This is a genomic window from Bordetella genomosp. 5 (assembly GCF_002261315.1).
Classification (GTDB): domain Bacteria; phylum Pseudomonadota; class Gammaproteobacteria; order Burkholderiales; family Burkholderiaceae_B; genus Bordetella.
This window is the reverse complement of the sequence record NZ_NEVP01000001.1, coordinates 158,302-184,484: the sequence shown is the minus strand read 5'-3', so window position 1 is coordinate 184,484 and position 26,183 is coordinate 158,302. Positions and strand designations below refer to the sequence as shown.

Below are 26,183 nucleotides of genomic sequence, written 5' to 3'. Positions count from 1 at the left end.
TTATCGCTATGGCCACCAAGAAACCCAAGGGCCTGGGCCGCGGGCTCGATGCATTGCTGGGCGCCGATGCGCCCGCCATCGACAACCTCGGCAAAGAAGCCGTGCGGGCTGAAGGCCCTCCCTCCGTCCTGCCTGTCAGCAAGATGCGGGCTGGCAAGTACCAGCCGCGCACTCGCATGGATGAGGGCGCGCTCAACGAGCTGGCCGAGTCCATCCGTGCGCAGGGCATCATGCAGCCCATTCTCGTGCGCGCGCTTCAGGGCGCGGGCGCTGGCCAATACGAGATCATCGCGGGCGAACGCCGCTTCCGCGCCGCGCAGCTGGCGGGCCTCAAAGAGGTGCCGGTGCTCGTGCGCGAGGTGCCCGACGAAAACGCCGCGGTGATGGCGCTCATCGAAAACATCCAGCGCGAAGACCTCAATCCGCTCGAAGAGGCCCAGGGCGTACGGCGCCTGCTCGACGAGTTCGGTCTCACGCACGAACAGGCCGCGCAGGCCATCGGCCGCTCGCGTTCCGCCACCAGCAACCTGCTGCGCCTGCTCAACCTGGCAGCGCCGGTGCAGACGATGCTGCTCGCCGGCGATGTCGACATGGGCCACGCCCGTGCGCTGCTTTCGGCCGAGGCCGCCATCCAGATTCAGCTGGCCAATCAGATCATCGCAAAGCGCCTGTCGGTGCGCGAAGCCGAAAAGCTCGTCACCAAGACGCTGAAAGATAGCGATGGTTCGCCGCGCAAGAAGGCCAATGGCGCCTCGCGCGACCTCACGCGGCTCGAAGAGGCTCTGTCCGATCACCTCGGCACCCGCGTATCGCTGAAGGTCGGCGCGCGCGAAAAAGGCCAGATCGTGATCGACTTCCATGGCTACGAGCATCTCAACGCGCTGCTCGAGCGCCAGGGTCTGTCCGGAGTCATCGATGCCTGATCGACGCCAGGCGCGCATCGCGCTCATCGCCACCGGCGGCACCATCGCAGGTGCGCAAACCGGTGAGCTCAGCGGAGGCTATCGCGCCGGCGCGCTGTCGGTCGACACCTTGCTCGAGGCCGTGCCCTCGCTCGCCGGACTGGCGCGCGTCGAGCCCGAGCAGCTGGTGAACGTCGGCAGCCAGAACATGAGCTATGCCGTCTGGCACGCGCTGGCGCGCCGGGTCGACGAGCTCATGCGTGCCGATGACATCACCGGCATCGTCATCACCCATGGCACCGATACGCTCGAAGAGACGGCGTATTTCCTCAGCCTCGTGCTGCCGCATACCAAGCCCGTGGTGCTGGTGGGCGCGATGCGTCCGGCCACCGCCATGAGTGCCGATGGTCCGCGCAACATCCATAGCGCGGTCGCCGTCGCGGTCTCGCCGCAGTCGGCCAATCGTGGTCCGCTCGTCGTCATGAACGACGAGGTTCATTACGCCCGTCATGTCCAGAAGATGGCGTGTGGCGGTGTCGACGCCTTCGACTCGCCCAACGCCGGCCGGGCAGGCGTGGTGCGCGGATCGCGGGTGTCGTTCTACGGCCGTGCCGATATCGCGAGCGCGGCGGCCGACAATGTGTTCCCGCTGTCTCAGTTGCCCGCCACGGTCTGGCCGCGCGTCGAGATCGCGTATGCCTGCGCTGATATGGACGGTCTCTTGATCGACTTCATGGCCACGCACGCGCAAGGGATCGTGCTGGCCGGCGTCGGCGACGGCAATGCCACCGACGCCGCGGTCGATGCGATGATGAATGCGTCACGCAGTGGCGTGGCGGTGGTGCGCAGCACGCGCACTGGATCCGGCAGCGTGGGCCGCAACATCGAGGTCGACGACGATCACGGCGGCTTCATCGCCGCGTATGAGCTCAATCCTCAAAAGGCCCGCGTGCTGCTGACGCTGGCGCTCATGGCCAAGCGCGACCGCGCCGAGATTCAGGCCCTGTTCGAGCGCTATTGATCCTGGCGCTGCCCGGTGCGCGAAGGGGGCGGTGCCGATGCCGGCGGCGCGCCCGCGTCGGCCGGATCGGCCAGCCCGAGCTTGTCCTTCAGCATGTCGTACACATGCCGTGACAGCGCGTTGACCGGCTCGCGCCGCAGCCAAAGAAAGTAATTCACCTCCGGCAACGGCGGCAGCCCGTCTTTTTCTCCCAGCACCCGCAGATCGGGGCCGAGCAACTCGATGCTGCGCGCCGTCACGCCCAATCCCGCCCGCAGCGCGGCCTTGATGCCCACCAAGTTCGGCGCCACGTAGTGCGTATGCCAGCGCACGCGCGCCTGCTCCAGCGCGTCGAGCGCCAGACGACGAAAGATGCTCGGCTCGTCCGCCAGCACCAGCCGCACCGGCGCGCGCGTGTCGTGCACATAATCGGCCGAGCAGATCCAGACCGTGGGCGAGGTACGCAGCACCACGCCTTCGAGGTCGGGGTCGTAGCGTGTGGATATCGTGAGGTCGATTTCGCCCGCGGCCATCGCCTTCATCAAGAACGGGCTACGGTCCACGCGGATCTCCAGCTTGATCCGCGGCAGGTGGCGCGACACCTGGGTCAGCACCGTCGGCAGGATGGTATCCGCCACGTCGTGCGGCGCGCCCAGGCGCAATAGGCCTTCGACCTGGTCGTCCTGCAGGGCCCGCCAGGTGTCGTCGTTGAGGGCCAGCAGATGACGCGCGTGCTGAACCAGTTTCACGCCGTGGGGCGTGAGGCGCTTGTTGCGGCCCTGCTTCTCGAACAAGGGCTGGCCGACGAATGCCTCCAGCCGCTGCATCTGCTGCGTTACCGCGGACTGGGTCCGATGGGTTTTATCGGCGGCAGCGGCGAACGTCTCGCCATCCGCGATGGCGACGAGCGTACGCAGCAGATCCAGTTCGAAATGACGCATGCCCGCCTGTGGAAAACTTCAGTAGCGCTGATGAATGCCGTGGCCAAATTAAATTGTCCGGTCGCGGCGGCCTCAGTAGAGTGTAGCCACTCTTCTTGTTTTTCCAAGGCAGAAACTCTATGGAAGCGTCCCATCCCTGTCAGCGGCAGATTTCCGAGGCGATCGGAAAGATAAAGAACACTGTAGACACCCAGGGTTTGAGCCGGGCCAGTCTTGCGTCGGTGCTGCATACGCTGCTGGCCCTCGCGGCCCGCCCCGACTGCTGGCAGGCCGATCGCTACCCTGATCCCGAGGCCAACGAGCACCAGGCGCGCTATCTCATCAGCGAAGAGCCCGACAAGTCGTACGCGCTCTATCTGAACGTGATGCGGCCAGGCAAGAAGATCGTCCCGCACAACCACACCACGTGGGCATGCATCGCCGCCGTGCAGGGCGTCGAGAACAACTACGTCTACGAGCGCCTCGATGATGGCACGCGTCCCGGCGTGGGCCGACTCCGACTGTCCGGCGAAGTGCAGGTGGCGCCAGGGCAGGGCATCGCGCTCATGCCCGACGACATACACGCGGTGCACATTGAAGGCGACAGCGTGATCCGGCATCTGCACATGTACGGCCAGGCGCTCGAGACGCTCGACCAGCGCCTGGCCTTCGATTTGAGCACCGACCGCTGCAGCATCATGCCGATCGGCGTTCAGACGCGGCGTTGATCAACTCGAGCGTTTCCACACGGCGATTACGCCGAACGCGTCCGCAAGACGCCGCGCGGCGTTTTTCGCGACGGCGAGTGCGATTTGCTGACGGTGCGATTTTTCACGACGGCGAAACCGCCATTTTCTCCGCCGGGCTTTTTTTCACCGATTTTTCAGCCACGCCTTTTGGCGATTTCGGCGCCAAAAAAAGGATCAACGAAACGTTGCGAGCTCGCATGTGGTTGCGAGCACAACTTTACGCTGTTGCGCGAACAACCATATTTGGTTGCCGAGGCAACCAATATTTGCGCATATGAAAACGCGATGCGTGATTTCCATGTTTGAAGAAAAGCAGCGTAAATAAAGGGATGGCAAATGCCCGTTGCTGCATACGATCCTGTTCTATCAGAGGCGTTACGGAAGCAATGGCCTTCAATCTTGTAATGATTGCGCACGCAACCAATATGGTTGCTTGCGCAATCAACAGATATAACCAACTTGCTGGATCATGACGAATTCAAATCCCCCAGACGCTCTCGCAACGGTCGATGCGGCCACGCTCAAGCAATGGCTGCACGACGGCGGCGAGATCGCGCTGCTCGACGTGCGCGAACACGGCCAGTACGGCGAGGGCCACCTGTTCTACGCCGTGCCGCTGCCTTATAGCCGGCTCGAAATCGAAGCGCCGCGACTGCTGCCCAGCGTGTCCGTCCGCGCCGTGGTGTATGACGACGACGGGGAGGGCGTGAGCGGGGCGGCGGCGCGCGCGCTGCGCTCGCTGGGTTATGCACAGGTCCATGTCTTGCAGGGCGGCGTGTCGGCATGGCGCGACGCGGGCTATGCGGTGTTCGCCGGGGTCAACGTGCCGAGCAAGACATTCGGCGAACTGGCCGAGCTGGCCCTGCACACGCCGCGCATCAGCGCGCAGGACCTGGCAGAGCGACAGGCGCGTGGGGATAACCTCGTCGTGCTGGATGGCCGGCCCCTGCAGGAGTTCGCGAAGATGAGCATTCCGGGGGCGATCTGCTGCCCCAACGGCGAGCTGGCGCTGCGCGCCGAGCGCATCGCTCCCGATCCCGCGACCACCATCGTCGTGAATTGCGCCGGCCGCACGCGCAGCATCATCGGCGCCCAGACGCTGATCAATCTTGGCGTGCCCAACCCGGTCTATGCGCTCGAAAACGGCACGCAGGGCTGGTATCTCGCCGACCTTCCGCTCGAACACGGCAAGCGCGCGGCTTATCCCGCAGAGGGCCTGGAGGGCGAGGCGCTTGAACGCCAGCGTGCGCGCGCCCAGGACCTCGCGCGCACGCACGGCGTGGCCGAGGTCGACGCCGAGACCGCGACGGCATGGCTGTCGCGGCAGGATCGCAGCACCTATCTGTGCGACGTGCGCACACCGGAAGAATTCGCGGCCGGCTCGTTGCCTGGCGCCCAGCACACGCCGGGCGGGCAGCTGATCCAGGCTACGGATCAATTTGTCGCCGCGCGTGGCGCGCGTCTGGTGCTCTTCGATGCGGAGGGCGTGCGCGCACCGGTGGTGGCGTCGTGGCTGCGTCAGCTGGGTTGGGACGCCTACGTGCTTAAAGAGGGTGTGCGCGCCGATGTTCGCGGCTCACGCGCGGCGCGACCCGTCATCGAAGCGCTGCCCGAAGTGCGGCCCGCCGCGCTGGCGCAGCGCCTGGAGCAGGGCGCTCGCGTGATCGATGTGCGCGGCAGCATGGCCTATCGGGCGGCGCATCTGCGCGGCGCCGAATGGGCGATCAGGCCGGGCCTGGCGCGGCCCGGCCTAGCGCATGCCGCGGTGCCGTTCGACACGCCCGTCGTGTTCGTGGCCGACGACCCCGCCGTCGCGGCGCTGGCCGGCCAGGCCCTGCGCGAGGGCGGCCATGGCGGTGAACAGGCCTGGCTGCGCTGGGACGCGCAGGCCCTGCGCGACGCGGGCGCCGCGCTCGACGCCAGCCCCGACGCGCCTCCCGACGCGCAGTGCATCGATTACCTCTTCTTTGTGCACGATCGCCACGACGGCAACAAGGACGCCGCGCGTCGGTACCTGGCATGGGAGGTCGACCTCGTCAGCCGGATCGATGCCGCGGAGCGCGCCGCCTATCGCCTGCCCGCCAGCGCGTGAATCCTGGCCCGGCCCGCCGTCACCCTGCACGTCAGACGCACTTCATATCGGGAAGGGGGCGGGCGGCGATCACCCGTCCGCACACTTTTTTCACGTTCCACGTAAAAAAACTTCCCCAATGCGTTTGACACGCGAAAAGAATGTGTTCATAATCTCAAATCTTCGCTGGAGGGGTGCCCGAGTGGTTAAAGGGGGCAGACTGTAAATCTGTTGGCCTTGCGCCTACGTTGGTTCGAATCCAACCTCCTCCACCAAAGACCCATTCTCAAATCCAGGCGCAGTCAGCCTGGATTTGCATCGTAAGGCCCTCGCATCGAGGGGTGCGCTTGATAGGCGCGCTGCACAGTCGGTCTAACCAGCCCCTGTGGTCGATGAGAGATTTGCGATGTGTGGCGCGCATTGAAGCGCGGCGCAGAGTGGTATTGAAGCAAGGTGAAAGGGTAGCCGCGGGTGTAGCTCAATGGTAGAGCAGAAGCCTTCCAAGCTTACGACGAGGGTTCGATTCCCTTCACCCGCTCCAAAATGCCCATGTGGCTCAGTGGTAGAGCACTCCCTTGGTAAGGGAGAGGTCACGCGTTCGATCCGCGTCATGGGCACCACCGAATTCTCCGAAGCATTCGCTTCGGTTCTTTTCTTCAAGTCAGAAGCTTCAATCCAGGTCAGGAGTCAGCCATGGCAAAAGGCAAGTTTGAACGTACCAAGCCGCACGTGAACGTGGGTACGATTGGTCACGTTGACCACGGCAAAACGACGTTGACGGCGGCAATCACGACGGTGCTGTCGACCAAGTTCGGCGGCGAAGCCAAGGGCTACGACCAGATCGACGCGGCACCTGAAGAAAAGGCACGCGGCATCACGATCAACACCGCTCACGTCGAGTACGAAACGCAATCGCGTCACTACGCGCACGTTGACTGCCCGGGCCACGCTGACTATGTGAAGAACATGATCACGGGCGCCGCGCAAATGGACGGCGCGATCCTGGTGGTGTCGGCCGCTGACGGCCCGATGCCGCAGACGCGTGAACACATCCTGCTGTCGCGCCAGGTTGGCGTGCCGTACATCATCGTCTTCCTGAACAAGGCTGACATGGTTGACGACGCCGAGCTGCTCGAGCTGGTGGAAATGGAAGTTCGCGAACTTCTGTCGAAGTACGACTTCCCGGGCGACGACACGCCGATCGTGAAGGGTTCGGCCAAGCTGGCGCTGGAAGGCGACAAGGGCGAACTGGGCGAGCAAGCGATTCTGGCCCTGGCCGAAGCGCTGGACACGTACATCCCGACGCCTGAGCGTGCCGTTGACGGCGCGTTCCTGATGCCGGTCGAAGACGTGTTCTCGATCTCGGGTCGCGGCACCGTGGTGACCGGCCGTATCGAGCGCGGTGTCGTCAAGGTTGGTGAAGAAATCGAAATCGTGGGTATCAGCCCCACGGTCAAGACGACCTGCACCGGCGTGGAAATGTTCCGCAAGCTGCTCGACCAAGGTCAAGCCGGCGACAACGTGGGCATCCTGCTGCGCGGCACCAAGCGTGAAGACGTCCAGCGCGGCCAAGTGCTGGCCAAGCCGGGCTCGATCACCCCGCACACGGACTTCACCGCCGAGGTGTACATCCTGTCGAAGGAAGAAGGCGGCCGTCACACCCCGTTCTTCAACGGCTATCGTCCCCAGTTCTACTTCCGCACGACGGACGTGACGGGCACGATCGATCTGCCGGCCGACAAGGAAATGGTTCTGCCGGGCGACAACGTCTCGATGGTCGTCAAGCTCCTGGCCCCCATCGCCATGGAAGAAGGCCTGCGCTTCGCCATCCGTGAAGGCGGTCGTACCGTCGGCGCCGGTGTCGTTGCCAAGATCCTGAAGTAAATCGCGTTACAGTATGGATAGACGGACCGTCAAGGTCCTCTATCCATATTTGCCGTAAAAGCCAAAAAAGTAGTACACTGCTTGGTTCCGTCAGGTGCCAAGTAGTCGCAAGTGTCAGTTTTAGGGGTATAGCTCAATTGGCAGAGCGTCGGTCTCCAAAACCGAAGGTTGTAGGTTCGATTCCTACTGCCCCTGCCACCCGCCGGAGATCTCGCGAGTTGCGCATTCACGGCGGGCTCGCGTCGCAAAATGTCTAATACCAGCGTCGAAACCGTTACCAGTACCGCTGACCGGATCAAACTCGGGTTGGCGGTTCTCGTCGTCATTGCTGGCATCGTCGGGTTTTCCGTGCTCAGCGCGCAGCCCCTCGCCGCCCGTGTCGGCGTGTTTGTCGGCAGCCTTGTGATCGCCGCGTTGATTGCCTGGTTCAGCGAACCCGGCCGCCGCACGATCAGCTTTGGTGGCGAGTCGTACAACGAAGTCAAGCGCGTCGTATGGCCCACCCGCAAAGAAACATTCCAGATGACTGGGATCATCTTTGCGTTCGTCGCCGTGATGGGTCTTTTCATGTGGGTGCTCGACAAGGGCATCGAGTGGGTACTCTACGGCCTGCTGCTTGGCTGGAAATAAGGACAGACATGAGTAAACGTTGGTATGTCGTCCATGTGTATTCCGGCATGGAAAAGAGTGTTCAGAAAGCCCTGAACGAGCGTATCGAGCGTGCCGCGCTGCAAACCTCGTTCGGTCGCATCCTTGTGCCCTCCGAAGAAGTCGTCGAGGTCAAGGGTGGTCAGAAGTCGATTTCTGAGCGCCGGATTTTCCCGGGTTACGTCCTGGTCGAGATGGATCTCACCGACGAAACCTGGCATTTGGTCAAAAACACGAACCGGGTGACCGGCTTCCTCGGCGGTTCGGGCAACCGGCCCACGCCGATCTCGGAGCGCGAAGTCGAAAAGATCCTCTCCCAGATGGAAGAGGGCGTCGAGAAGCCCCGGCCCAAGATCCTCTTCGAGGTGGGCGAGATGGTTCGTGTCAAGGAAGGTCCGTTCGCCGATTTCAACGGCAACGTCGAAGAAGTCAATTACGAAAAGAGCAAGGTGCGTGTGTCGGTCACGATTTTCGGTCGTGCCACCCCCGTCGAGCTCGATTTCAGCCAGGTCGAAAAGACCTGATTTCAACCCCGGGGAGCTGTCGTTGGCCGGCAGCGCATGTACCCGTTAGGAGCAAAGCATGGCGAAGAAGATCGTCGGCTTTATCAAGCTGCAAGTCCCGGCTGGTAAGGCAAACCCCTCCCCCCCGATTGGCCCGGCTCTGGGTCAGCGCGGCCTGAACATCATGGAATTCTGCAAGGCGTTCAACGCCAAGACCCAAGGCCTCGAGCCCGGTCTGCCGATTCCGGTGGTGATCACCGCTTTCGCCGACAAGAGCTTCACCTTCATCATGAAGACCCCGCCCGCGACGGTCCTCATCAAGAAGGCCGCCGGCGTGCAAAAGGGTTCGCCCAAGCCGCACACCGACAAGGTGGGCACGCTGACGCGCGCGCAAGCTGAAGAAATCGCCAAGACCAAGCAGCCCGATCTGACCGCTGCTGATCTGGATGCCGCCGTTCGTACGATCGCCGGTAGCGCCCGCAGCATGGGCATCACGGTTGAGGGGATCTAATCATGGCAAAACTGTCCAAGCGCGCTGCCGCGATCGCCGAAAAGATCGATCGCACCAAGCTGTACCCGGTTGCTGAAGCCCTGGCCCTGGTCAAGGAAACCGCCACCGCCAAGTTCAACGAATCGATCGACGTCGCCGTCCAGCTCGGCATCGACCCCAAGAAGTCCGACCAACTGGTTCGTGGCTCGGTCGTGCTGCCCGCCGGTACCGGCAAGACCGTCCGTGTCGCCGTGTTCGCCCAAGGCGACAAGGCTGAAGCCGCTCGCGCCGCTGGCGCCGATGTGGTTGGCCTCGACGACCTGGCTGACCAGATCAAGGCTGGCCAGATGGACTTCGACATCGTCATCGCCTCGCCCGACACGATGCGTGTCGTCGGCGCCCTGGGTCAAATCCTGGGCCCGCGTGGCCTGATGCCGAACCCGAAGGTCGGCACCGTGACCCCCGACGTCGCTACCGCCGTGAAGAACGCCAAGGCAGGTCAGGTGCAGTATCGCACCGACAAGGCCGGCATCATTCACGCCACCATCGGTCGCGCCTCGTTCGGCGTCGAACAACTGCAAACCAACCTGGCCGCTCTGGTCGACGCCCTGCAAAAGGCTCGTCCCGCCGCCGCCAAGGGTATCTACCTGCGCAAGCTGGCCGTCTCGTCCACCATGGGCGGCGGTGCTCGCGTAGAAATCGCTTCGCTGTCGGCCTGATAGGCTGATCGCAAACTGTACTTTGGGCTGCATCCGGTTTTTCCGGATGCTGCTGTCAAAGACCGCTGGAGTGGCAAGCCGGCAGTAAAGGCAAGCCGCTTAATCCCGGAGCTCGTCATGTCCGGATCCAGCGTAGACGGCGTCCCCAGGAAGAATTCTTTACACGAAGAACTCAACCAGGCGCCGCATTCGGTTGACGTGCAAGGCTTCCGCCCCAAGCGTCTTTTGATGGAGTGTTCAAACCGTGAGTCTCAATCGCCAAGAGAAAGCGGTGGTGATCGAGGAAGTCTCGGCCCAAGTGGCCCAGGCTCAATCGATTGTTATCGCTGAGTACCGTGGTCTGGACGTCGCCTCTGTCACCGTACTGCGCAAAACTGCGCGTGAATCGGGCGTTTACCTGCGAGTTCTGAAGAACTCGCTGGCCCGTCGTGCTGTTGCCGGCACGGCTTTCGAGCCGTTGTCCGAGCAACTGACCGGTCCGCTGATCTACGGTATCAGCAACGACCCGGTTTCGGCGGCCAAGGTCCTCGCTACCTTCGCAAAAAGCAACGACAAGCTGGTCATCAAGGCGGGCGCTCTGCCCAACAACTTGCTGAGCCAAGATGGTGTCAAGGCCCTGGCCACGATGCCCTCGCGCGACGAACTGCTTTCGAAGCTGCTGGGCACTATGCAAGCCCCGATCGCGCAATTCGTGCGTACGCTCAACGAAGTTCCGACCAAGTTCGCCCGTGGCCTCGCCGCCGTGCGCGATCAGAAGGCCGCCGCCTAAGCTGGCGCGGTATCCGGACTTCGCTGAACGACATAGCGACAACCAAACCTGGCATTACCCCATTCTGGAGTTCTAAAGAAAATGGCACTTAACAAAGCTGAAATCCTTGACGCCATCGCTGGCATGACCGTGCTCGAACTGTCCGAGCTGATCAAGGAAATGGAAGAGAAGTTTGGCGTGTCGGCTGCTGCCGCCGCTGTGGCCGTGGCCGCTCCTGGCGCCGCTGCTGGTCCCGCTGCTGAAGAGCAGACCGAGTTCACCGTTGTGCTGGCTGAAGCCGGCGCCAACAAGGTGAGCGTGATCAAGGCCGTGCGCGAGCTGACCGGTCTGGGTCTGAAGGAAGCCAAGGACCTGGTTGACGGCGCTCCGAAGCCCGTCAAGGAAGGTCTGGCCAAGGCTGACGCCGAAGCCGCCAAGAAGAAGCTGGAAGAAGCTGGCGCCAAGGTCGAAGTCAAGTAAGCCTTCGCGTCATCTGCCCGGGGACAGCGCAATTTGCCGTCCCCGGGCTTTTGCGTTTCCAGGAAACCCCTTCTGATCAGGTGGTTTCAGGGTGGTTTCCTGGAGTCGTATCACCCAGGGCCGTGGTTTACGGCCCATGCAACCTCGAGTCGGAGTGCTCATGCCTTACTCGTACACCGAAAAAAAGCGCATCCGCAAAAGCTTCGCCAAGCGTGAGGACGTGCAGAACGTCCCTTTCCTGCTTGCAACGCAGCTTCAATCCTACCTAACTTTCCTGCAGGCTGACACCCCCACAGCGGAGCGTCATAGCGAAGGCCTGCAGGCGGCGTTTTCGTCGATTTTCCCGATTGTCAGCCACAACGGTATGGCGCGCTTGGAGTTCGTGAGCTACGCGCTCGGCGAACCGGTGTTTGATGTCAAGGAATGTCAGCAGCGCGGCCTCACCTATGCGTCGCCTTTGCGCGCCAAGGTGCGTCTCGTCCTGCTCGACCGTGAGGTCAGCAAGCCCACCATCAAGGAAGTGAAGGAACAGGAAGTCTACATGGGCGAAATTCCGCTCATGACCGGCACCGGTTCGTTCGTCATCAACGGCACCGAGCGTGTCATCGTCTCGCAGCTGCACCGCTCGCCTGGCGTGTTCTTCGAACACGACCGCGGCAAGACGCACAGCTCGGGCAAGCTGCTCTTCTCGGCCCGCGTGATTCCTTACCGCGGCTCGTGGCTCGACTTCGAATTCGACCCGAAGGACGTCCTGTTCTTCCGCGTCGACCGTCGTCGCAAGATGCCCGTGACGATCCTGCTCAAGGCCATCGGCATGACGCCGGAGTCCATCCTCGCCCACTTCTTCGACTTCGATAACTTCGAACTCAAGAGCGAAGGCGGCATGATGGAATTCGTGCCTGAGCGCTGGAAGGGCGAAATGGCCCGTTTCGACATCGCCGACCGTTCGGGCAAGGTGATCGTCGAGAAGGACAAGCGCATCAACGCCAAGCACCTGCGTGATCTCGCCAATGGCGGCATCCAGCGCATCTCCGTGCCTGAAGACTTCCTGTTCGGCCGCGTGCTGGCCAAGAACATCGTCGACGCCGACACCGGCGAGCTGATTGCGCACGCCAACGACGAGATCACGGAAAGCGTGCTGGACGCCATGCGTTCGGCCAACGTGCTCGAATTCCAGACCCTGTACACCAACGATCTGGACCGCGGCCCGTACATCTCGCAAACGCTGCGCACCGACGAAACCGCCGACCAGATGGCCGCGCGCGTCGCCATCTATCGCATGATGCGTCCTGGCGAGCCGCCCACCGAGGAAGCCGTCGAAGCGCTGTTCCAGCGTCTGTTCTACAGCGAAGAGACCTACGATCTGTCGCGCGTTGGCCGTATGAAGGTCAACAGCCGCCTGGGCGGTGCCGACGATTCGAACGGCCCCATGACCCTGACCAACGAAGACATCCTCGAGACCATCAAGGTCCTCGTGGAGCTGCGTAACGGCCGTGGCCAGATCGATGACATCGATCACCTGGGCAACCGTCGTGTGCGTTGCGTGGGCGAACTGGCCGAAAACCAGTTCCGCGCCGGTCTCGTGCGTGTCGAGCGCGCCGTCAAGGAGCGTCTGGGCCAGGCCGAAACCGAAAACCTGATGCCGCACGACCTGATCAACTCCAAGCCGATCTCGGCTGCCATCAAGGAGTTCTTCGGTTCGAGCCAGCTGTCGCAGTTCATGGACCAGACCAACCCGCTGTCCGAGATCACGCACAAGCGTCGTGTCTCGGCACTGGGCCCGGGCGGTCTGACCCGCGAGCGCGCCGGCTTCGAAGTCCGTGACGTGCACCCGACCCACTATGGCCGCGTCTGCCCGATCGAAACGCCGGAAGGCCCGAACATCGGTCTGATCAACTCCATGGCGCTGTACGCTCGTCTGAACGAGTACGGCTTCCTGGAAACGCCGTACCGCAAGATCATCGACGGCAAGGTGAGCGATCAGATCGACTACCTGTCGGCCATCGAAGAAAGCCACTACGTCATCGCGCAGGCCAACGCCGCGCTCGATGGCGAAGGCCGCTTCGTCGACGATCTCGTCGCTTGCCGTGAAGCAGGCGAAACGATGCTGACCTCGCCGGCCAACGTGCACTACATGGACGTGGCGCCGTCGCAGATCGTGTCGGTCGCAGCCTCGCTGATTCCGTTCCTCGAGCACGACGACGCAAACCGTGCACTGATGGGCGCCAACATGCAGCGTCAGGCCGTGCCCTGCCTGCGTCCGGAAAAGCCGCTGGTCGGCACCGGCATCGAGCGCACCGTGGCCGTTGACTCGGGCACGACCGTGCAGGCCCTGCGTGGCGGCCTGGTCGACCACGTCGACGCCGAGCGTGTGGTGATCCGCGTCAACGACGAAGAAAACGTCGCGGGCGAAGTGGGTGTGGATATCTACAACCTGATCAAGTACACCCGCTCCAACCAGAACACGAACATCAACCAGCGTCCGATCGTCAAGCGTGGCGACCGCGTCGCCAAGGGTGACGTGCTGGCTGACGGCGCATCGACCGACCTGGGCGAACTCGCCCTGGGTCAGAACATGCTGATCGCGTTCATGCCCTGGAACGGCTACAACTTCGAAGACTCGATCCTGATCTCCGAACGCGTCGTCGCCGATGACCGCTACACCTCGGTGCACATCGAAGAGCTCACCGTTGTCGCTCGCGACACCAAGCTCGGACCCGAGGAAATCACGCGCGACATCAGCAACCTGGCCGAAACCCAGCTCAATCGCCTGGATGATTCGGGCATCGTCTACATCGGTGCCGAAGTCAGCGCCGACGACGTGCTGGTGGGTAAGGTCACGCCGAAGGGCGAGACCCAGCTCACGCCGGAAGAAAAGCTGCTGCGCGCCATCTTTGGCGAGAAGGCATCCGACGTCAAGGACACCTCGCTGCGCGTGCCCTCGGGCATGACCGGCACCGTCATCGACGTGCAGGTGTTCACGCGTGAAGGCATCGTGCGCGACAAGCGCGCTCAGTCGATCATCGACGACGAACTGCGCCGCTATCGCCAGGACCTGAACGACCAGCTGCGCATCGTCGAGAACGACCAGTTCGATCGTATCGAGAAGCTGCTGGTCGGCAAGACCGTCAACGGCGGTCCGCGCAAGCTGAACAAGGGCGCCACGATCACCAAGGAATACCTGGTCGATCTGGACCGCTGGCAGTGGTTCGACATCCGCCTGGCCGATGAGCCGCACGCTGTCGTCCTCGAACAAGCCAAGGAATCGCTGGAGCAAAAGCGCCACCAATTCGATCTGGCCTTCGAAGAAAAGCGCAAGAAGCTCACGCAAGGTGACGAGCTGCCCCCGGGCGTGCTCAAGATGATCAAGGTGTACCTGGCCGTCAAGCGTCGTCTGCAGCCTGGCGACAAGATGGCAGGCCGTCACGGCAACAAGGGTGTGGTCTCGCGTATCACCCCGGTCGAAGACATGCCGCACATGGCCGATGGCACCACCGCCGACATCGTTCTGAACCCGCTGGGCGTGCCCTCGCGGATGAACGTCGGTCAGGTGCTCGAGGTTCACCTGGGCTGGGCCGCCAAGGGCGTGGGTCACCGCATCGCCGACATGCTCAAGGACGAGCGCACCGCTCAGGTCAAGAGCCTGCGTGCGTACCTCGAGAAGGTCTACAACACCACGGGTTCGGCTGCGCGCATCAACGAACTGAGCGATGACGACGTCATCGAGCTGGCGCACAACCTGAAGAACGGCGTGCCGTTCGCCACCCCGGTGTTCGACGGCGCGACCGAAGAAGAAATCGCCAAGATGCTCGAACTCGCCTATCCGGACGAAGTCGCCAAGCGCATGCAGCTCACGCCCTCGCGTGCGCAGGCATGGCTGTTCGACGGCCGTACCGGCGAGAAATTCGAGCGTCCGGTCACCATCGGCTACATGCACTACCTGAAGCTGCACCACTTGGTCGACGACAAGATGCACGCCCGTTCGACCGGCCCGTACTCGCTCGTGACCCAGCAGCCGCTGGGTGGTAAGGCGCAGTTCGGTGGCCAGCGCTTCGGGGAAATGGAAGTGTGGGCACTGGAAGCTTATGGTGCCTCCTACACCCTGCAAGAAATGCTGACGGTGAAGTCCGATGACATCACGGGTCGCACCAAGGTTTACGAAAACATCGTCAAGGGCGACCACGTCATCGACGCCGGCATGCCGGAATCGTTCAACGTGCTGGTCAAGGAAATCCGCTCGTTGGCCCTGGACATGGATTTGGAGCGTAACTAATGAAAGCGCTACTTGATCTCTTCAAGCAAGTCTCGCAAGACGAGCAATTCGATGCCATCAAGATCGGCATCGCCTCGCCCGAGAAGATCCGTTCGTGGTCTTACGGCGAAGTTCGCAAGCCCGAGACCATCAACTACCGTACGTTCAAGCCCGAGCGTGATGGCCTGTTCTGCGCCAAGATCTTTGGCCCGATCAAGGACTACGAGTGCTTGTGCGGCAAGTACAAGCGCCTGAAGCACCGTGGCGTGATCTGCGAAAAGTGCGGTGTCGAAGTCACCGTGGCCAAGGTGCGCCGTGAGCGCATGGGCCACATCGAGCTGGCCAGCCCGGTTGCGCACATCTGGTTCCTGAAGAGCCTGCCGTCGCGCCTGGGTATGGTGCTCGACATGACGCTGCGCGATATCGAACGCGTCCTGTACTTCGAAGCCTGGTGCGTGATCGAACCTGGCATGACGCCGCTCAAGCGCGGCCAGATCATGTCGGACGACGATTTCCTCGCCAAGACCGAAGAATACGGTGACGACTTCCGTGCCCTGATGGGCGCGGAGGCCGTGCGCGAACTGCTGCGCACGATCGACATCGATCGCGAAGTCGAAACGCTGCGCGGTGAGCTCAAGGCCACCAGCTCGGAAGCCAAGATCAAGAAGATCTCGAAGCGCCTGAAGGTGCTCGAGGGCTTCCAGAAGTCGGGCATCAAGGCCGAGTGGATGGTCATGGAAGTGCTGCCCGTGCTGCCGCCGGACCTGCGTCCGCTGGTGCCGCTGGACGGCGGCCGCTTCGCGACCTCGGATCTGAACGATCTGTACCGCCGCGTCATCAACCGCAACAACCGCCTGAAGCGTCTGCTCGAACTGAAGGCGCCCGAAATCATTCTGCGCAACGAAAAGCGCATGCTGCAGGAAGCCGTCGACTCGCTGCTCGACAACGGCCGCCGCGGCAAGGCCATGACCGGCGCCAACAAGCGCCAGCTCAAGTCGCTGGCCGACATGATCAAGGGCAAGAGCGGTCGTTTCCGTCAAAACCTGCTGGGCAAGCGCGTCGACTACTCGGGCCGTTCGGTCATCGTGGTGGGTCCGCAGCTTAAGCTGCATCAGTGCGGTCTGCCCAAGCTGATGGCCCTGGAACTGTTCAAGCCGTTCATCTTCAATCGTCTGGAGATGATGGGCCTGGCCACGACCATCAAGGCTGCGAAGAAGCTCGTTGAAAGCCAGGAACCGGTGGTCTGGGACATCCTCGAAGAGGTGATCCGCGAGCACCCGGTCATGCTGAACCGTGCGCCGACGCTGCACCGTCTGGGCATCCAGGCGTTCGAGCCCGTGCTGATCGAAGGCAAGGCCATCCAGCTGCACCCGCTGGTCTGCGCGGCGTTCAACGCCGACTTCGACGGTGACCAGATGGCCGTTCACGTGCCGCTGTCGCTCGAAGCCCAGCTCGAAGCCCGCACGCTGATGCTGGCCTCGAACAACGTGCTGTTCCCGGCCAACGGCGAACCGTCGATCGTGCCGTCGCAGGATATCGTGCTGGGTCTGTACTACACGACCCGTGAGCGCGTGAACGGCCGCGGCGAAGGCATCTTCTTCGCCGACGTGGCTGAAGTCCAGCGCGCCTACGACAACAACGAAGTCGAGCTGCAGACCCGCATCACGGTGCGTCTGAAGGAACACGAGCGCGACGAAAACGGCGAATGGCAACCGGTGATCCGTCGTCACGAGACGACGGTCGGCCGTGCGCTGCTCTCCGAGATCCTGCCCAAGGGCCTGCCCTTCACGGTGCTGAACAAGGCACTCAAGAAGAAGGAAATCTCGCGCCTGATCAACCAGTCGTTCCGCCGTTGCGGCCTGCGCGACACGGTGATCTTTGCCGACAAGCTGATGCAGTCGGGCTTCCGCCTGGCAACGCGCGGCGGCATCTCGATCGCCATGGAAGACATGCTGATCCCCAAGGCCAAGGAAGTGATCCTGGCCGAGGCGAGCCGCGAAGTGAAGGAAATCGACAAGCAGTACTCGTCGGGTCTGGTCACGTCCCAAGAGCGCTACAACAACGTTGTGGACATCTGGGGCAAGGCTGGCGACAAGGTCGGCAAGGCGATGATGGAACAGCTCGCGACCGAGCCCGTGGTCAACCGCCACGGCGAGGAAGTGCGCCAGGAATCGTTCAACTCGATCTACATGATGGCCGACTCGGGCGCGCGGGGTTCCGCCGCTCAGATCCGCCAGCTCGCCGGTATGCGCGGCCTGATGGCCAAGCCGGACGGCTCGATCATTGAAACGCCCATTACCGCAAACTTCCGTGAAGGCCTGAACGTACTCCAGTACTTCATCTCGACTCACGGTGCGCGTAAGGGTCTGGCCGACACGGCACTGAAGACCGCCAACTCGGGTTACCTGACCCGCCGTCTGGTCGACGTGACGCAGGATCTGGTCATCATCGAAGACGACTGCGGCACCTCGCACGGCTACTCGATGAAGGCCCTGGTCGAAGGTGGTGAAGTCATCGAACCGCTGCGCGACCGTATCCTCGGCCGCGTCGCCGCGATCGACATCGTCAATCCTGACACCCAGGAAACCGCGATCACCGCCGGCACGCTGCTCGACGAAGATCTGGTCGACATGATCGACCGTCTCGGCGTCGACGAAGTGAAGGTCCGCACGCCGCTGACCTGCGAAACCCGTCATGGTCTGTGCGCACACTGCTACGGCCGCGATCTGGGCCGCGGTTCGCACGTGAACGTCGGTGAGGCCGTCGGCGTCATCGCCGCTCAGTCGATCGGCGAACCGGGCACGCAGCTCACGATGCGTACGTTCCACATCGGTGGTGCGGCATCGCGTTCGGCCCTGGCCAGCGCCGTGGAAACCAAGTCCAACGGTACGGTCGGCTTCACGAGCACGATGCGTTACGTCACCAACGCCAAGGGCGAGCGCGTTGCGATCTCGCGTTCGGGCGAACTGGCGATCTTCGACGACAACGGTCGTGAGCGCGAACGTCACAAGATCCCGTACGGCGCGACCGTGCTGGTGGGCGACGGCGAGGCCATCAAGGTCGGTACCCGTCTGGCTACCTGGGATCCGCTGACCCGTCCGATCGTGTCCGAGTACGCCGGTGCCGTCCGCTTCGAGAACATCGAAGAAGGCGTGACCGTCGCCAAGCAGGTCGACGAAGTCACCGGCCTGTCGACCCTGGTCGTGATCACGCCCAAGACGCGCGGCGGCAAGATCGTCATGCGTCCGCAGATCAAGCTGGTCAACGAAAACGGCGACGACGTTCGTATCGCCGGTACCGACCATGCCGTGAACATCTCGTTCCCGGTGGGCGCGCTGATCACGGTGCGCGATGGTCAGCAAGTGGCCGTGGGTGAAGTGCTGGCGCGTATTCCGCAAGAATCGCAAAAGACCCGCGACATTACCGGCGGTCTGCCGCGTGTGGCCGAGCTCTTCGAAGCCCGTTCGCCGAAGGACGCTGGCATGCTGGCCGAAGTGACCGGTACGGTCTCGTTCGGCAAGGACACCAAGGGCAAGCAACGCCTGGTGATCACCGACCTCGAGGGCGTGAGCCACGAGTTCCTGATCCCCAAGGAAAAGCAGGTTCTGGTGCACGACGGCCAAGTGGTGAACAAGGGCGAAATGATCGTGGACGGCCCGGCCGATCCCCACGACATCCTGCGCCTGCAGGGCATCGAGAAGCTGGCGACCTACATCGTCGACGAAGTGCAGGACGTGTACCGTCTGCAGGGCGTGAAGATCAACGACAAGCACATCGAAGTGATTGTTCGTCAGATGCTGCGCCGTGTGAACATCACGGATCCGGGCGACGCCGATTTCATCCCTGGCGAACAGGTCGAGCGTTCGGAGCTGCTCAACGAGAACGATCGTGTTCTCGCCGAGAACAAGCGTCCGGCCATCTACGACAACGTGCTGCTGGGTATCACGAAGGCCTCGCTGTCGACCGACTCGTTCATCTCGGCTGCATCGTTCCAGGAAACGACGCGCGTGCTGACCGAAGCGGCCATCATGGGCAAGCGTGACGATCTGCGTGGTCTGAAGGAAAACGTGATCGTGGGTCGTCTGATCCCCGCCGGTACCGGTCTGGCTTATCACCTTGCCCGCAAGGACAAGGAAGCCGTGGAAGCCGCCGAGCGCGAAGCCGCACGTCAGCTCGCCAACCCGTTCGAGGACGCACCGGTCACGGTGGGTGCCGAGCCGGAAGGTGCTGCGCCGCAGGCCGACGCCGACGACGCCGCCGAGTAATCGGACCTCGTGTTGCCGGGGTGGGCCTTGTGTCCACCCCAATTAAAAACGCCGGCGCAAGCCGGCTTTTTTTTATGCAGGGCCGCCGCGTGTCGCGGCGTGCGCTTACTGCACGCGCTGCTGCGCCGTGCGGAACACCGGGCCCCAGTTGGGGTGGCCGGCTTCGTTGGGCGCGAGTGCGAAATCGGGCTGCAGCGCCAGGATGCGCACGAAGGCGTCCTCGCAGAGTTGGCGGTAATTGCTCACGCAGTAGCTGAAAGCCTGCAGCTTGAAGGCTTCGACGCGCACGGCGCGCGGTGCGGTGGCGATGTCGTCGGAGGTGGCGACGAGCCGGATGACCTCGCCATAGCGTCCTCCGCCGTAACTGTCGCGCGCCTGATCGAGAGCGGCCAATGCTTGCGGGGTGGCCGGCGCCTCGGGGGCGGCGCCGCGGATGCCCGCACAGCCCGTCAGGGCGGCACAGAGCAGCAGCGCGCCGAGCCGGATGGCGGGGCGTTGGAAGAGGGTGACGGACATGGTGACGGCAATCCTGTGACTGTGGTTTATGCTTGCGCCGCCGGCACTGTGGCAATACAGCGACCGGCGGTGCAAATGATATCGTCAAGGCGCGATTCCTGGTGTACGGTTTTACCTGGGACGCATCCGCGCCCGGTCCATCAGAGCCCTCCCTTCTTCAATTGTGTTCAAGCGCCGTACGGCTGCTGGAGCTCCGGACCCGGAGCGCCGCATGACAGTACGGTCGCGTAATGAGTGATATGTCCTTTCCCGCCGGCTCTTCGACTCCGCGCGGCCCGTTTGCCGGCGCCGCTCCCCTGGCTCACCGCCCCCTGTCGGCCATCGCCGCCACGACGGGCGGGGGCGTGCCCGAGTCGCGCGTCAAACGCGTGCTCGCCGAACTGCTCGCGCCGCTGGCGTCGATCCACGAACGCGGCCGCATCTGTGCCGACATCACGACCCACTCGGTCGGCCTCGATGAGGCAGGCAAGGCGCATCTGCTGGCCGCCCAGGCCCAGCCGCGCCAGCACGATGGCCAGCTGCCCGCGCCGACGCCCGGCTTCGCGCCGTTCGAGTTCTACACCCAGACACCCGAGTGGCCCCGCGGGCCCTGGAGCGATATCTACTCTCTCTGTGCGGTCGCGCACTCGCTGATCACCGGGATGCTGCCGCCGCCCGCGCCGGACCGCGTGGTCAATGACACCTACGTTCCGCTCGCCCAGCGCGGCCTGACGCGGTACGCGCCCGACTTTCTGGCGGCGATCGACGCGGGCCTCGCCGTTCGACCCGCCGACCGGCCGCAGACCGTCGAGGCCCTGGCGCTGCTGCTGGCGTTCGAGCCCGTACAGGATGATGCCGAGCTCGCCACCATCGCGCCGATTTCCGTCAATGTGGATGCGCCGCGCGCCGATTATGTGCAGCCCACCCAGCAGCGGCCCTCGGTCGGCGCGGTGCTGTTCGTGCTGTTGCTGATCGCCATCACCGCGGGCGTCGGCTTTTACTGGTGGAACCGGCTGGCGGCCGTGCCCAAGGGGGTGATCACCGCATCCGAATCCATGGTGCCCAACACCACGGCGCAGGCGCGACTGCCGCAGGGCGCGACGCCCGTGCCCGGGACCGGAACCGTATCCGGCGCCGCCCCGGCCGCGGGCGCCGCGCCGGGTGGCGCGCCCGCCAGCGATCTGCCGCCGGAGCCGCCGGGTCTGCAGAGCACGCCGCCGGCGGGACGCGCCGCGTCGTCCACCAACCCGCCTGCCGCCGCCAATGGCGCCGGCACGGCGGAGAACGGCGGCGCCGCGCGGTCGGCGGGCCAGACACCGTCGGCCGTTCCGGCAGGTCCTGGCGCCGAGGCCGCCCCCGCGGCGGAGGGGGGCGAGGTGGCCGAAGCCGAGACCGCCCCCGCCACGCCGGCGGATCCCGCGCCGCCGGCCCGGGTGCCGGTCCGCATCAATGTGATGCCCTGGGGCGAGATCTGGATCAACGGCACGCGCCGCGGCGTGAGCCCGCCGCTCAAGGAGCTGCGCCTGTTGCCCGGCAAGTACAGTGTCACGGTGCGCAATGCCGACCTGCCGCCGTACCAGACCACGATCGACGTGCGTCCGGGCCGTGGCGCCACGATCACGCATACGTTCCGCTGAGGCGGCCAGCGCGGCCGGGGCAGGGCGGCGCGCGCCGCTCAGGCCGGGGTCGCGCGCGGAATCCTGAGCAGAAAGGTGGCGCCCTCGCCGGGCGCGCTTTCGACCTCGACGCTGCCATGATGGCGCTGCGCGACCGCGCGTACGAACGCCAGACCCAGGCCGGCGCCCCCTCTGTCGGCACGGCCACTGGCGCCCACCCGCGTGAATGGCTCGAAGATCGTGGCGGCGTCGGCGCCCCCGATGCCCGGTCCCTCATCGGCTACCGACACCACCCACATCGATCCCTGCGCGGCCAGGCCGCAACGCACCCGGCTGTGATCCGGGCTGTACTTGATTGCGTTGTCCACCAGGTTGCAGACCGCACGCCGCAGCAGCGTCTGGTCACCCGACACCTCGGCGGTGGGCAACGGCTCGGCCAGCGTCAGGGCGATGTCGCGCGCGCGCGCGGCCGCCCAGAAGTCGTCCGCCACCTCGCGTAGCGTTTCGGCGAGATCGAAGGGCACCGACTCGATCCGCACCGACTCCGCACGCGTGAGCTGCACGAAGCCATCGACCAGGTGCAGCGTGCGATGGGCAAGCTGCGCGACGCGCGCCAGCGTCTCGTCTTCCTTGCCGTGTTCGCGCGTGTGCAGATCGACCAGGGCCAGGATCGAGTTCTGCGGGGCGCGCATGTCGTGCGAAATGAAGCGCAGGGTTTCTTCGCGATGGCGCTCCGCCTGGCGGATCGCGCTGATATCGCTGAGCGTCAGGATGGTGCCGACGAACTGGCCGTCACTCGTGTGGATGGGGGCGCATTTCACGATCAGATCGCGCGCCGCGCTGTCCCTGACCTCGACATCGGCGCTCCAGCCCGAGCGTGCGTCGGAATGCGACGCCCGGTCCATCGCCGCCCGGATCTGGTGGCGCGTCTCGTCGCCCGGCACCACGCGCGCCAGCAGGTCGCCCGCCTGTTGCCCCACATGCGGCGAACGCGCGCTCAGACGCCGGAAGAAAGTGACCGCGGCACGATTGCGAAACTGCAGACGCTGATTGACGTCGAACACGAGCGTGGCATCGGGCAGACCGTCCAGGCCGTCCGTCAGGAAGCTGCGCAGGTTGCGTACCAGGGCCAGCGCGTCGCGCAGCTGGCTCAGGCGGTCTTCGAGGGAACGGCGACCGAGCAGCGAACTGCCGGAGGGCAGATTGAGCACCGGCGCATATTCGCGGCGCAGGCGCCGCAGCTCCGTATCCATATAGCGCAGCACGGTCTCCTGGCTGCGCCAGCTCCAGATCGGATAGCAGATCGCCACACCCAGCAGCGCGGCCGAGGGCGGGATCCAGAGCTCGCCATAGCGCAGCAACAAGAGGGCGCCCGGCAGAATGATGAGAGGCAGCAGCGCGGTCAGGATCAACGAGGCCTTGGGCGAGCCGTGGCGCAGCATCAGGCACAGCAGCAACACCGGCAGTGCCGCGGCCAACGCGCCTTGCCAGGGCGTGGCCGCGCGCCATGAGCGCTGTTCCCGCGCCGCCTGCAACAGGTTGCCCAGAATCTCGACGCCGGCCATGCCGCTGGCGCGATGCGATACCGGCGTGGGAAACGCATCGCTCATGCCGGTGGCCCAGGCACCGATCAGCACGTACTTGTCCTTGAACCATTCCGGCGGGATGTGGCCGTCGAGCACGCGCAGATAAGGCACCGTGACCAGATGCGCCGGCGGACCGGCGAACGGAATCAACGACTGCTCGCGTGGGCCGAAGCCCTGTCCGAATGCCCGCGCGGCATCGGCTTCGCCACCGGCGGCCATCAGCGACAGCACGAAATGAGGAACCCGCACGCCGCCCACCGCGCGGTTCCAGGCGGTCTCGCGCACCACGCCGTCGGGGTCGAGCGGAATGTTGATGAACCCCATCCCCGCGGCGACCCGCGCAAGCTGAGGAATCGGCGACTCGTAGGTCTGCACGCGCGCCAGATCGTCGAGCACGATCGGCAGCACGACGCGCCCGTGCCGTTCGATGGCGGCGGCGAGCAAGGCGTCGGCCTGGGCGTCGTTGCTGTCGGGTTCCGAGAAGATCAAGTCGAGGCCGACCGCGCGCGCGTCGCGCAGCCGGTCCAGCAGCTCGGCGTGCGTGCGGCGGCTCCAGGGCCAGCGCCCGAGCGCGGCGATGCTTTCGTCGTCGATCGTGATCAACACGATGTCGGATTGCGCGGGACGGCTGACCAGCGAGACGGCGCGGTCGTAGAGGGTCTGATCGATGCGCCCGAGCCCGACGAAGCTGCCCAGCAATGCCGCAAACGAGACCAGCAGAATCGTCAGCACGAGGCTGGATCGGTGGGTCAGGCGCCGGCGGTCATGGGGCAGGGCGGTGGGCATCGTGGTGGCAGGCGGTTCAGAACACGCTCAGGGTAACGACGCCTCCGGTGGCGGTTTGAACGGGCAGGCCGCCCGTGGTGGTCAGGGCGTTGACGCCGTCGAACGGGCGCCAGGCTTCCAGGCCGCGCAGGCCGGCCGCATCGATCGCACTGACGCCCACATAATAGGTGCCCGGCCCGGGTGTGGTAAAGCTGAGCTCGGGCAGCGTGTAGCGGTGCACCGCGACCTGATGCATGCCATGCGGATCGCGCGCGATCCGGGCTTCATAGGCCACCGCGCCCGGCACGGGCGTGACGGCGATACGGACGTTTCCACCCCGGCCCGGCTCGCCGAGGACCGGTGCGGGCAAGAGGGGGCGCACGCCGGCGAACGAGCCATCCGCGGCGACCCGCGCGCCCTGGCCCGCGCTCACGCCGACGACCGCCTTGGCCGCGGTGCCGGGCGGTGCGTCGGGCGCATGGGGTTGCAAGCGCACCCGGCCTTCCAGCACCGTCTGGGTGGCGCCCTGATCCGAACTCTCCACCCGGAAGCGCGTGCCGCGCACGCCGGTCACGGCGACCGGAGTACGGATCTCGAAGCGCCCCACGCCGCCGCCGTCGGGGGCGACCCGCGATTCGACACCGCCCGTCTGCACGCGCACGATCGAATCGGTGAGCGGCACACGCGCAAACTGCCGCACACGTTCCAGCAGGATCGCGGTCGACGGCGGGACGGTCACTTCGGTGGCATCCGACAGCCGCAGCGTGACGAAACTGTCGGGCCCGGTGCGGATCTCGCCGCCCTCGGGCACCGTCATGCCGGGCCGCAGCGCGGCACTGGCCATGTGAGCACTGCCGGCGACGTGCACGACCTGCGCCGCGCTCGTCACCATCGGAATCATCGACAACGGAATGTGCAGCTCGAGCCCGATCGGCAGGGCTTGCGGATCCGCGACGCGATTGAGCGTCTGCAGACGCGCCCAGTTCGAGGCTTCACCCGTGTACGTGGTGGCCAACGCGATCAGCGTATCGCCAGCGCGGATCCGGAAGATGAAGTCTTCGCCGAGCGCGCCGGCCGGCTGTGCATGTGCGCCGGGCAGGGCCAGGCAGGCGAGCAGGGCGCAAGCGAAACGGATGCGTCCGTTCATGGGTTCTCCTTGGGACGCCTGCGTCAGCGCGCGTTGGCGTCGGTATCTGCGATCAGCTCGAGCCGATAGCCCAGGGCATACGACGAGCTCAGCCTGACGCCGTGTTCGGGGCGCAGCTGCAGCTTCTGGCGGACATTGGACAGATGGGTGTCGAGCGTGCGTGAGGTCGCGGGGATCTCGCGGTTCCAGACGCTTTCCGCGAGCAGGTCGCGTGACATCAAGCGGCCGACATTGCGGAAAAACAGCAGCGCCAGGTCGAACTCCTTGGGAGGCAGGCTGATCGCCTGGTCATGGAGGGTGATGATGCGTTCCGCGGGATCGATCCGATACTGTGCCACCTCGAAAGGCGCGGTATCGGGGGCCGCGGGCTGCATGCGGCGCAGCAGCGCGGCCACGCGCGCCAGCATTTCGGCCGGCCGCAGCGGCTTGAAGATGTAGTCGTCCGCGCCGGCGCGCAAGCCCTCGACCAGATCGGCCTCCTGGTTGCGGCTCGTCAGGAAAATGATGGCGGCGCTGTTGCCGTAGCGGGCGCGCAGATGGCGCACGACTTCATCGCCGTCGATGTCCGGCAGTTGCCAGTCGACCAGGAACAAGTCGAAGCGATCGGCGCGCAAAGCGGCCAGCAAATCCTGGCTTTTTTGAAAGCTGCTGCACTCGTAGCCGGCATCAACAAGTATCTGTTGTATCTGCCGTGCCTGGTCCAGATCGTCTTCGAGGGATGCGATTCTCATGGCAGTGGAATGAGCGCGCCTCGCAATGGCGTGGCGCGGGGCGCTTCCGGGGGCGCCAGGGGCGGCGTGCCGGGCGAAGCGCATCATAAACGTGCGTAACGTATTTTGATACAGACTTTGCCAACATCCAGCGTCAAGAACTGCAAACTTGACGAATATTGACTGGGGAAGCCAGCAATATGGCGCGACACTTGTTCCGATCGCATCGAGGT

19 protein-coding genes and 4 tRNA genes are annotated in these 26,183 nt (G+C 64.4%); 18 read left to right on the top strand and 5 right to left on the bottom strand.

Features of this window, described 5'->3' with window-relative positions:
* Positions 1-8: 8 nt before the first annotated feature.
* Together CAL25_RS00885 and CAL25_RS00880 are read left to right on the top strand one after the other, a co-directional pair.
* Complete coding sequence (locus CAL25_RS00885) at positions 9-923, top strand: ParB/RepB/Spo0J family partition protein (protein WP_094798061.1); 915 nt, start codon at positions 9-11, stop codon at positions 921-923.
* Positions 916-1,923 (top strand): asparaginase, encoded by a 1,008-nt coding sequence (locus CAL25_RS00880; RefSeq protein WP_249278903.1) that lies wholly within the window; start codon positions 916-918, stop codon positions 1,921-1,923. The genes CAL25_RS00885 and CAL25_RS00880 overlap by 8 nt, the downstream gene beginning before the upstream one ends.
* Here CAL25_RS00880 and CAL25_RS00875 read toward each other — a convergent pair.
* Positions 1,917-2,843, bottom strand: coding sequence for a LysR substrate-binding domain-containing protein (locus CAL25_RS00875; protein ID WP_094798059.1), 927 nt, complete (start codon positions 2,841-2,843; stop codon positions 1,917-1,919). The two genes, CAL25_RS00880 and CAL25_RS00875, sit on opposite strands and share 7 nt — an antisense overlap.
* Positions 2,844-2,962: 119 nt before the next feature.
* Between CAL25_RS00875 and CAL25_RS00870 the strand changes: the two genes are divergently transcribed.
* From CAL25_RS00870 to rpoC, 15 genes are all read left to right on the top strand, one after another.
* Positions 2,963-3,550, top strand: a complete 588-nt coding sequence (locus CAL25_RS00870; RefSeq protein WP_094798058.1) for a hypothetical protein — start codon at positions 2,963-2,965, stop codon at positions 3,548-3,550.
* A 490-nt stretch (positions 3,551-4,040) separates the two neighbouring features.
* A complete protein-coding gene (locus tag CAL25_RS00865; RefSeq protein ID WP_094798057.1) occupies positions 4,041-5,663 on the top strand; it encodes a rhodanese-like domain-containing protein in 1,623 nt (540 codons plus the stop codon).
* Between the two features lie 167 nt (positions 5,664-5,830).
* Positions 5,831-5,917 (top strand) — tRNA-Tyr (locus tag CAL25_RS00860).
* Positions 5,918-6,109: 192 nt separating this feature from the next.
* Positions 6,110-6,183: transfer RNA gene (locus CAL25_RS00855), tRNA-Gly, on the top strand.
* Positions 6,184-6,187: 4 nt separating this feature from the next.
* Positions 6,188-6,262, top strand: a tRNA-Thr gene (locus CAL25_RS00850).
* 73 nt (positions 6,263-6,335) lie between these two features.
* Positions 6,336-7,526 (top strand): elongation factor Tu, encoded by a 1,191-nt coding sequence (tuf, locus tag CAL25_RS00845; RefSeq protein WP_094798056.1) that lies wholly within the window; start codon positions 6,336-6,338, stop codon positions 7,524-7,526.
* Positions 7,527-7,648: 122 nt separating this feature from the next.
* Positions 7,649-7,724 (top strand) — tRNA-Trp (locus tag CAL25_RS00840).
* 51 nt (positions 7,725-7,775) lie between these two features.
* On the top strand, positions 7,776-8,156 hold the full coding sequence (gene secE / locus CAL25_RS00835; RefSeq protein WP_094798055.1) for a preprotein translocase subunit SecE: 381 nt from the start codon (positions 7,776-7,778) through the stop codon (positions 8,154-8,156).
* Positions 8,157-8,164: 8 nt separating this feature from the next.
* Complete coding sequence (nusG, locus tag CAL25_RS00830; protein WP_094798054.1) at positions 8,165-8,698, top strand: transcription termination/antitermination protein NusG; 534 nt, start codon at positions 8,165-8,167, stop codon at positions 8,696-8,698.
* 58 nt (positions 8,699-8,756) lie between these two features.
* On the top strand, positions 8,757-9,188 hold the full coding sequence (gene rplK, locus CAL25_RS00825; RefSeq protein ID WP_066409498.1) for a 50S ribosomal protein L11: 432 nt from the start codon (positions 8,757-8,759) through the stop codon (positions 9,186-9,188).
* A gap of 2 nt (positions 9,189-9,190) precedes the next feature.
* Positions 9,191-9,886, top strand: a complete 696-nt coding sequence (rplA, locus tag CAL25_RS00820) for a 50S ribosomal protein L1 (RefSeq protein ID WP_094798053.1) — start codon at positions 9,191-9,193, stop codon at positions 9,884-9,886.
* A gap of 244 nt (positions 9,887-10,130) precedes the next feature.
* Positions 10,131-10,655, top strand: coding sequence for a 50S ribosomal protein L10 (rplJ, locus tag CAL25_RS00815; RefSeq protein ID WP_094798052.1), 525 nt, complete (start codon positions 10,131-10,133; stop codon positions 10,653-10,655).
* An 81-nt stretch (positions 10,656-10,736) separates the two neighbouring features.
* Positions 10,737-11,114: a 50S ribosomal protein L7/L12 gene (rplL, locus tag CAL25_RS00810; RefSeq protein WP_094798051.1), complete on the top strand. Its 378-nt coding sequence runs from the start codon at positions 10,737-10,739 to the stop codon at positions 11,112-11,114.
* Positions 11,115-11,274: 160 nt separating this feature from the next.
* On the top strand, positions 11,275-15,387 hold the full coding sequence (rpoB, locus tag CAL25_RS00805; protein ID WP_094798050.1) for a DNA-directed RNA polymerase subunit beta: 4,113 nt from the start codon (positions 11,275-11,277) through the stop codon (positions 15,385-15,387).
* A complete protein-coding gene (gene rpoC / locus CAL25_RS00800; protein WP_094798049.1) occupies positions 15,387-19,631 on the top strand; it encodes a DNA-directed RNA polymerase subunit beta' in 4,245 nt (1,414 codons plus the stop codon). The genes rpoB and rpoC overlap by 1 nt, the downstream gene beginning before the upstream one ends.
* 105 nt (positions 19,632-19,736) lie before the next feature.
* Here rpoC and CAL25_RS00795 read toward each other — a convergent pair whose 3' ends face one another.
* Positions 19,737-20,147 carry a TssQ family T6SS-associated lipoprotein gene (locus CAL25_RS00795; RefSeq protein ID WP_094798048.1) on the bottom strand — a complete coding sequence of 137 codons (411 nt, stop codon included), beginning with the start codon at positions 20,145-20,147 and terminating at the stop codon, positions 19,737-19,739.
* Between the two features lie 239 nt (positions 20,148-20,386).
* Here CAL25_RS00795 and CAL25_RS00790 point away from each other — a divergent pair, with 239 nt between their 5' ends.
* Positions 20,387-21,763, top strand: coding sequence for a hypothetical protein (locus CAL25_RS00790; RefSeq protein WP_094798047.1), 1,377 nt, complete (start codon positions 20,387-20,389; stop codon positions 21,761-21,763).
* 38 nt (positions 21,764-21,801) lie between these two features.
* Here the strand turns inward: CAL25_RS00790 and CAL25_RS00785 are convergent, their stop codons facing one another.
* Genes CAL25_RS00785 through CAL25_RS00775 form a run of 3 tightly spaced genes read right to left on the bottom strand, consistent with a single transcriptional unit; the run spans position 21,802 to position 25,971 of the window.
* Positions 21,802-24,114 (bottom strand): CHASE2 domain-containing protein, encoded by a 2,313-nt coding sequence (locus CAL25_RS00785; RefSeq protein ID WP_094798046.1) that lies wholly within the window; start codon positions 24,112-24,114, stop codon positions 21,802-21,804.
* A 16-nt stretch (positions 24,115-24,130) separates the two neighbouring features.
* The gene (locus tag CAL25_RS00780) at positions 24,131-25,240 is read right to left on the bottom strand and encodes a FecR family protein (RefSeq protein ID WP_094798045.1); all 1,110 of its coding nucleotides are present in this window, start codon (positions 25,238-25,240) and stop codon (positions 24,131-24,133) included.
* A gap of 23 nt (positions 25,241-25,263) precedes the next feature.
* Complete coding sequence (locus tag CAL25_RS00775) at positions 25,264-25,971, bottom strand: response regulator transcription factor (protein ID WP_094798044.1); 708 nt, start codon at positions 25,969-25,971, stop codon at positions 25,264-25,266.
* Between the last annotated feature and the right edge of the window lie 212 nt (positions 25,972-26,183).

What these genes read in the sequence shown, in the direction of transcription:
- CAL25_RS00885 (WP_094798061.1), top strand. Translation starts at nt 9, where the DNA reads ATGGCCACCAAGAAACCCAAGGGCCTGGGCCGCGGGCTCGATGCATTG.
- CAL25_RS00880 (WP_249278903.1), top strand. Translation starts at nt 916, where the DNA reads ATGCCTGATCGACGCCAGGCGCGCATCGCGCTCATCGCCACCGGCGGC.
- CAL25_RS00875 (WP_094798059.1), bottom strand. Translation starts at nt 2,843, where the DNA reads ATGCGTCATTTCGAACTGGATCTGCTGCGTACGCTCGTCGCCATCGCG.
- CAL25_RS00870 (WP_094798058.1), top strand. Translation starts at nt 2,963, where the DNA reads ATGGAAGCGTCCCATCCCTGTCAGCGGCAGATTTCCGAGGCGATCGGA.
- CAL25_RS00865 (WP_094798057.1), top strand. Translation starts at nt 4,041, where the DNA reads ATGACGAATTCAAATCCCCCAGACGCTCTCGCAACGGTCGATGCGGCC.
- tuf (WP_094798056.1), top strand. Translation starts at nt 6,336, where the DNA reads ATGGCAAAAGGCAAGTTTGAACGTACCAAGCCGCACGTGAACGTGGGT.
- secE (WP_094798055.1), top strand. Translation starts at nt 7,776, where the DNA reads ATGTCTAATACCAGCGTCGAAACCGTTACCAGTACCGCTGACCGGATC.
- nusG (WP_094798054.1), top strand. Translation starts at nt 8,165, where the DNA reads ATGAGTAAACGTTGGTATGTCGTCCATGTGTATTCCGGCATGGAAAAG.
- rplK (WP_066409498.1), top strand. Translation starts at nt 8,757, where the DNA reads ATGGCGAAGAAGATCGTCGGCTTTATCAAGCTGCAAGTCCCGGCTGGT.
- rplA (WP_094798053.1), top strand. Translation starts at nt 9,191, where the DNA reads ATGGCAAAACTGTCCAAGCGCGCTGCCGCGATCGCCGAAAAGATCGAT.
- rplL (WP_094798051.1), top strand. Translation starts at nt 10,737, where the DNA reads ATGGCACTTAACAAAGCTGAAATCCTTGACGCCATCGCTGGCATGACC.
- rpoB (WP_094798050.1), top strand. Translation starts at nt 11,275, where the DNA reads ATGCCTTACTCGTACACCGAAAAAAAGCGCATCCGCAAAAGCTTCGCC.
- rpoC (WP_094798049.1), top strand. Translation starts at nt 15,387, where the DNA reads ATGAAAGCGCTACTTGATCTCTTCAAGCAAGTCTCGCAAGACGAGCAA.
- CAL25_RS00795 (WP_094798048.1), bottom strand. Translation starts at nt 20,147, where the DNA reads ATGTCCGTCACCCTCTTCCAACGCCCCGCCATCCGGCTCGGCGCGCTG.
- CAL25_RS00790 (WP_094798047.1), top strand. Translation starts at nt 20,387, where the DNA reads ATGTCCTTTCCCGCCGGCTCTTCGACTCCGCGCGGCCCGTTTGCCGGC.
- CAL25_RS00785 (WP_094798046.1), bottom strand. Translation starts at nt 24,114, where the DNA reads ATGCCCACCGCCCTGCCCCATGACCGCCGGCGCCTGACCCACCGATCC.
- CAL25_RS00780 (WP_094798045.1), bottom strand. Translation starts at nt 25,240, where the DNA reads ATGAACGGACGCATCCGTTTCGCTTGCGCCCTGCTCGCCTGCCTGGCC.
- CAL25_RS00775 (WP_094798044.1), bottom strand. Translation starts at nt 25,971, where the DNA reads ATGAGAATCGCATCCCTCGAAGACGATCTGGACCAGGCACGGCAGATA.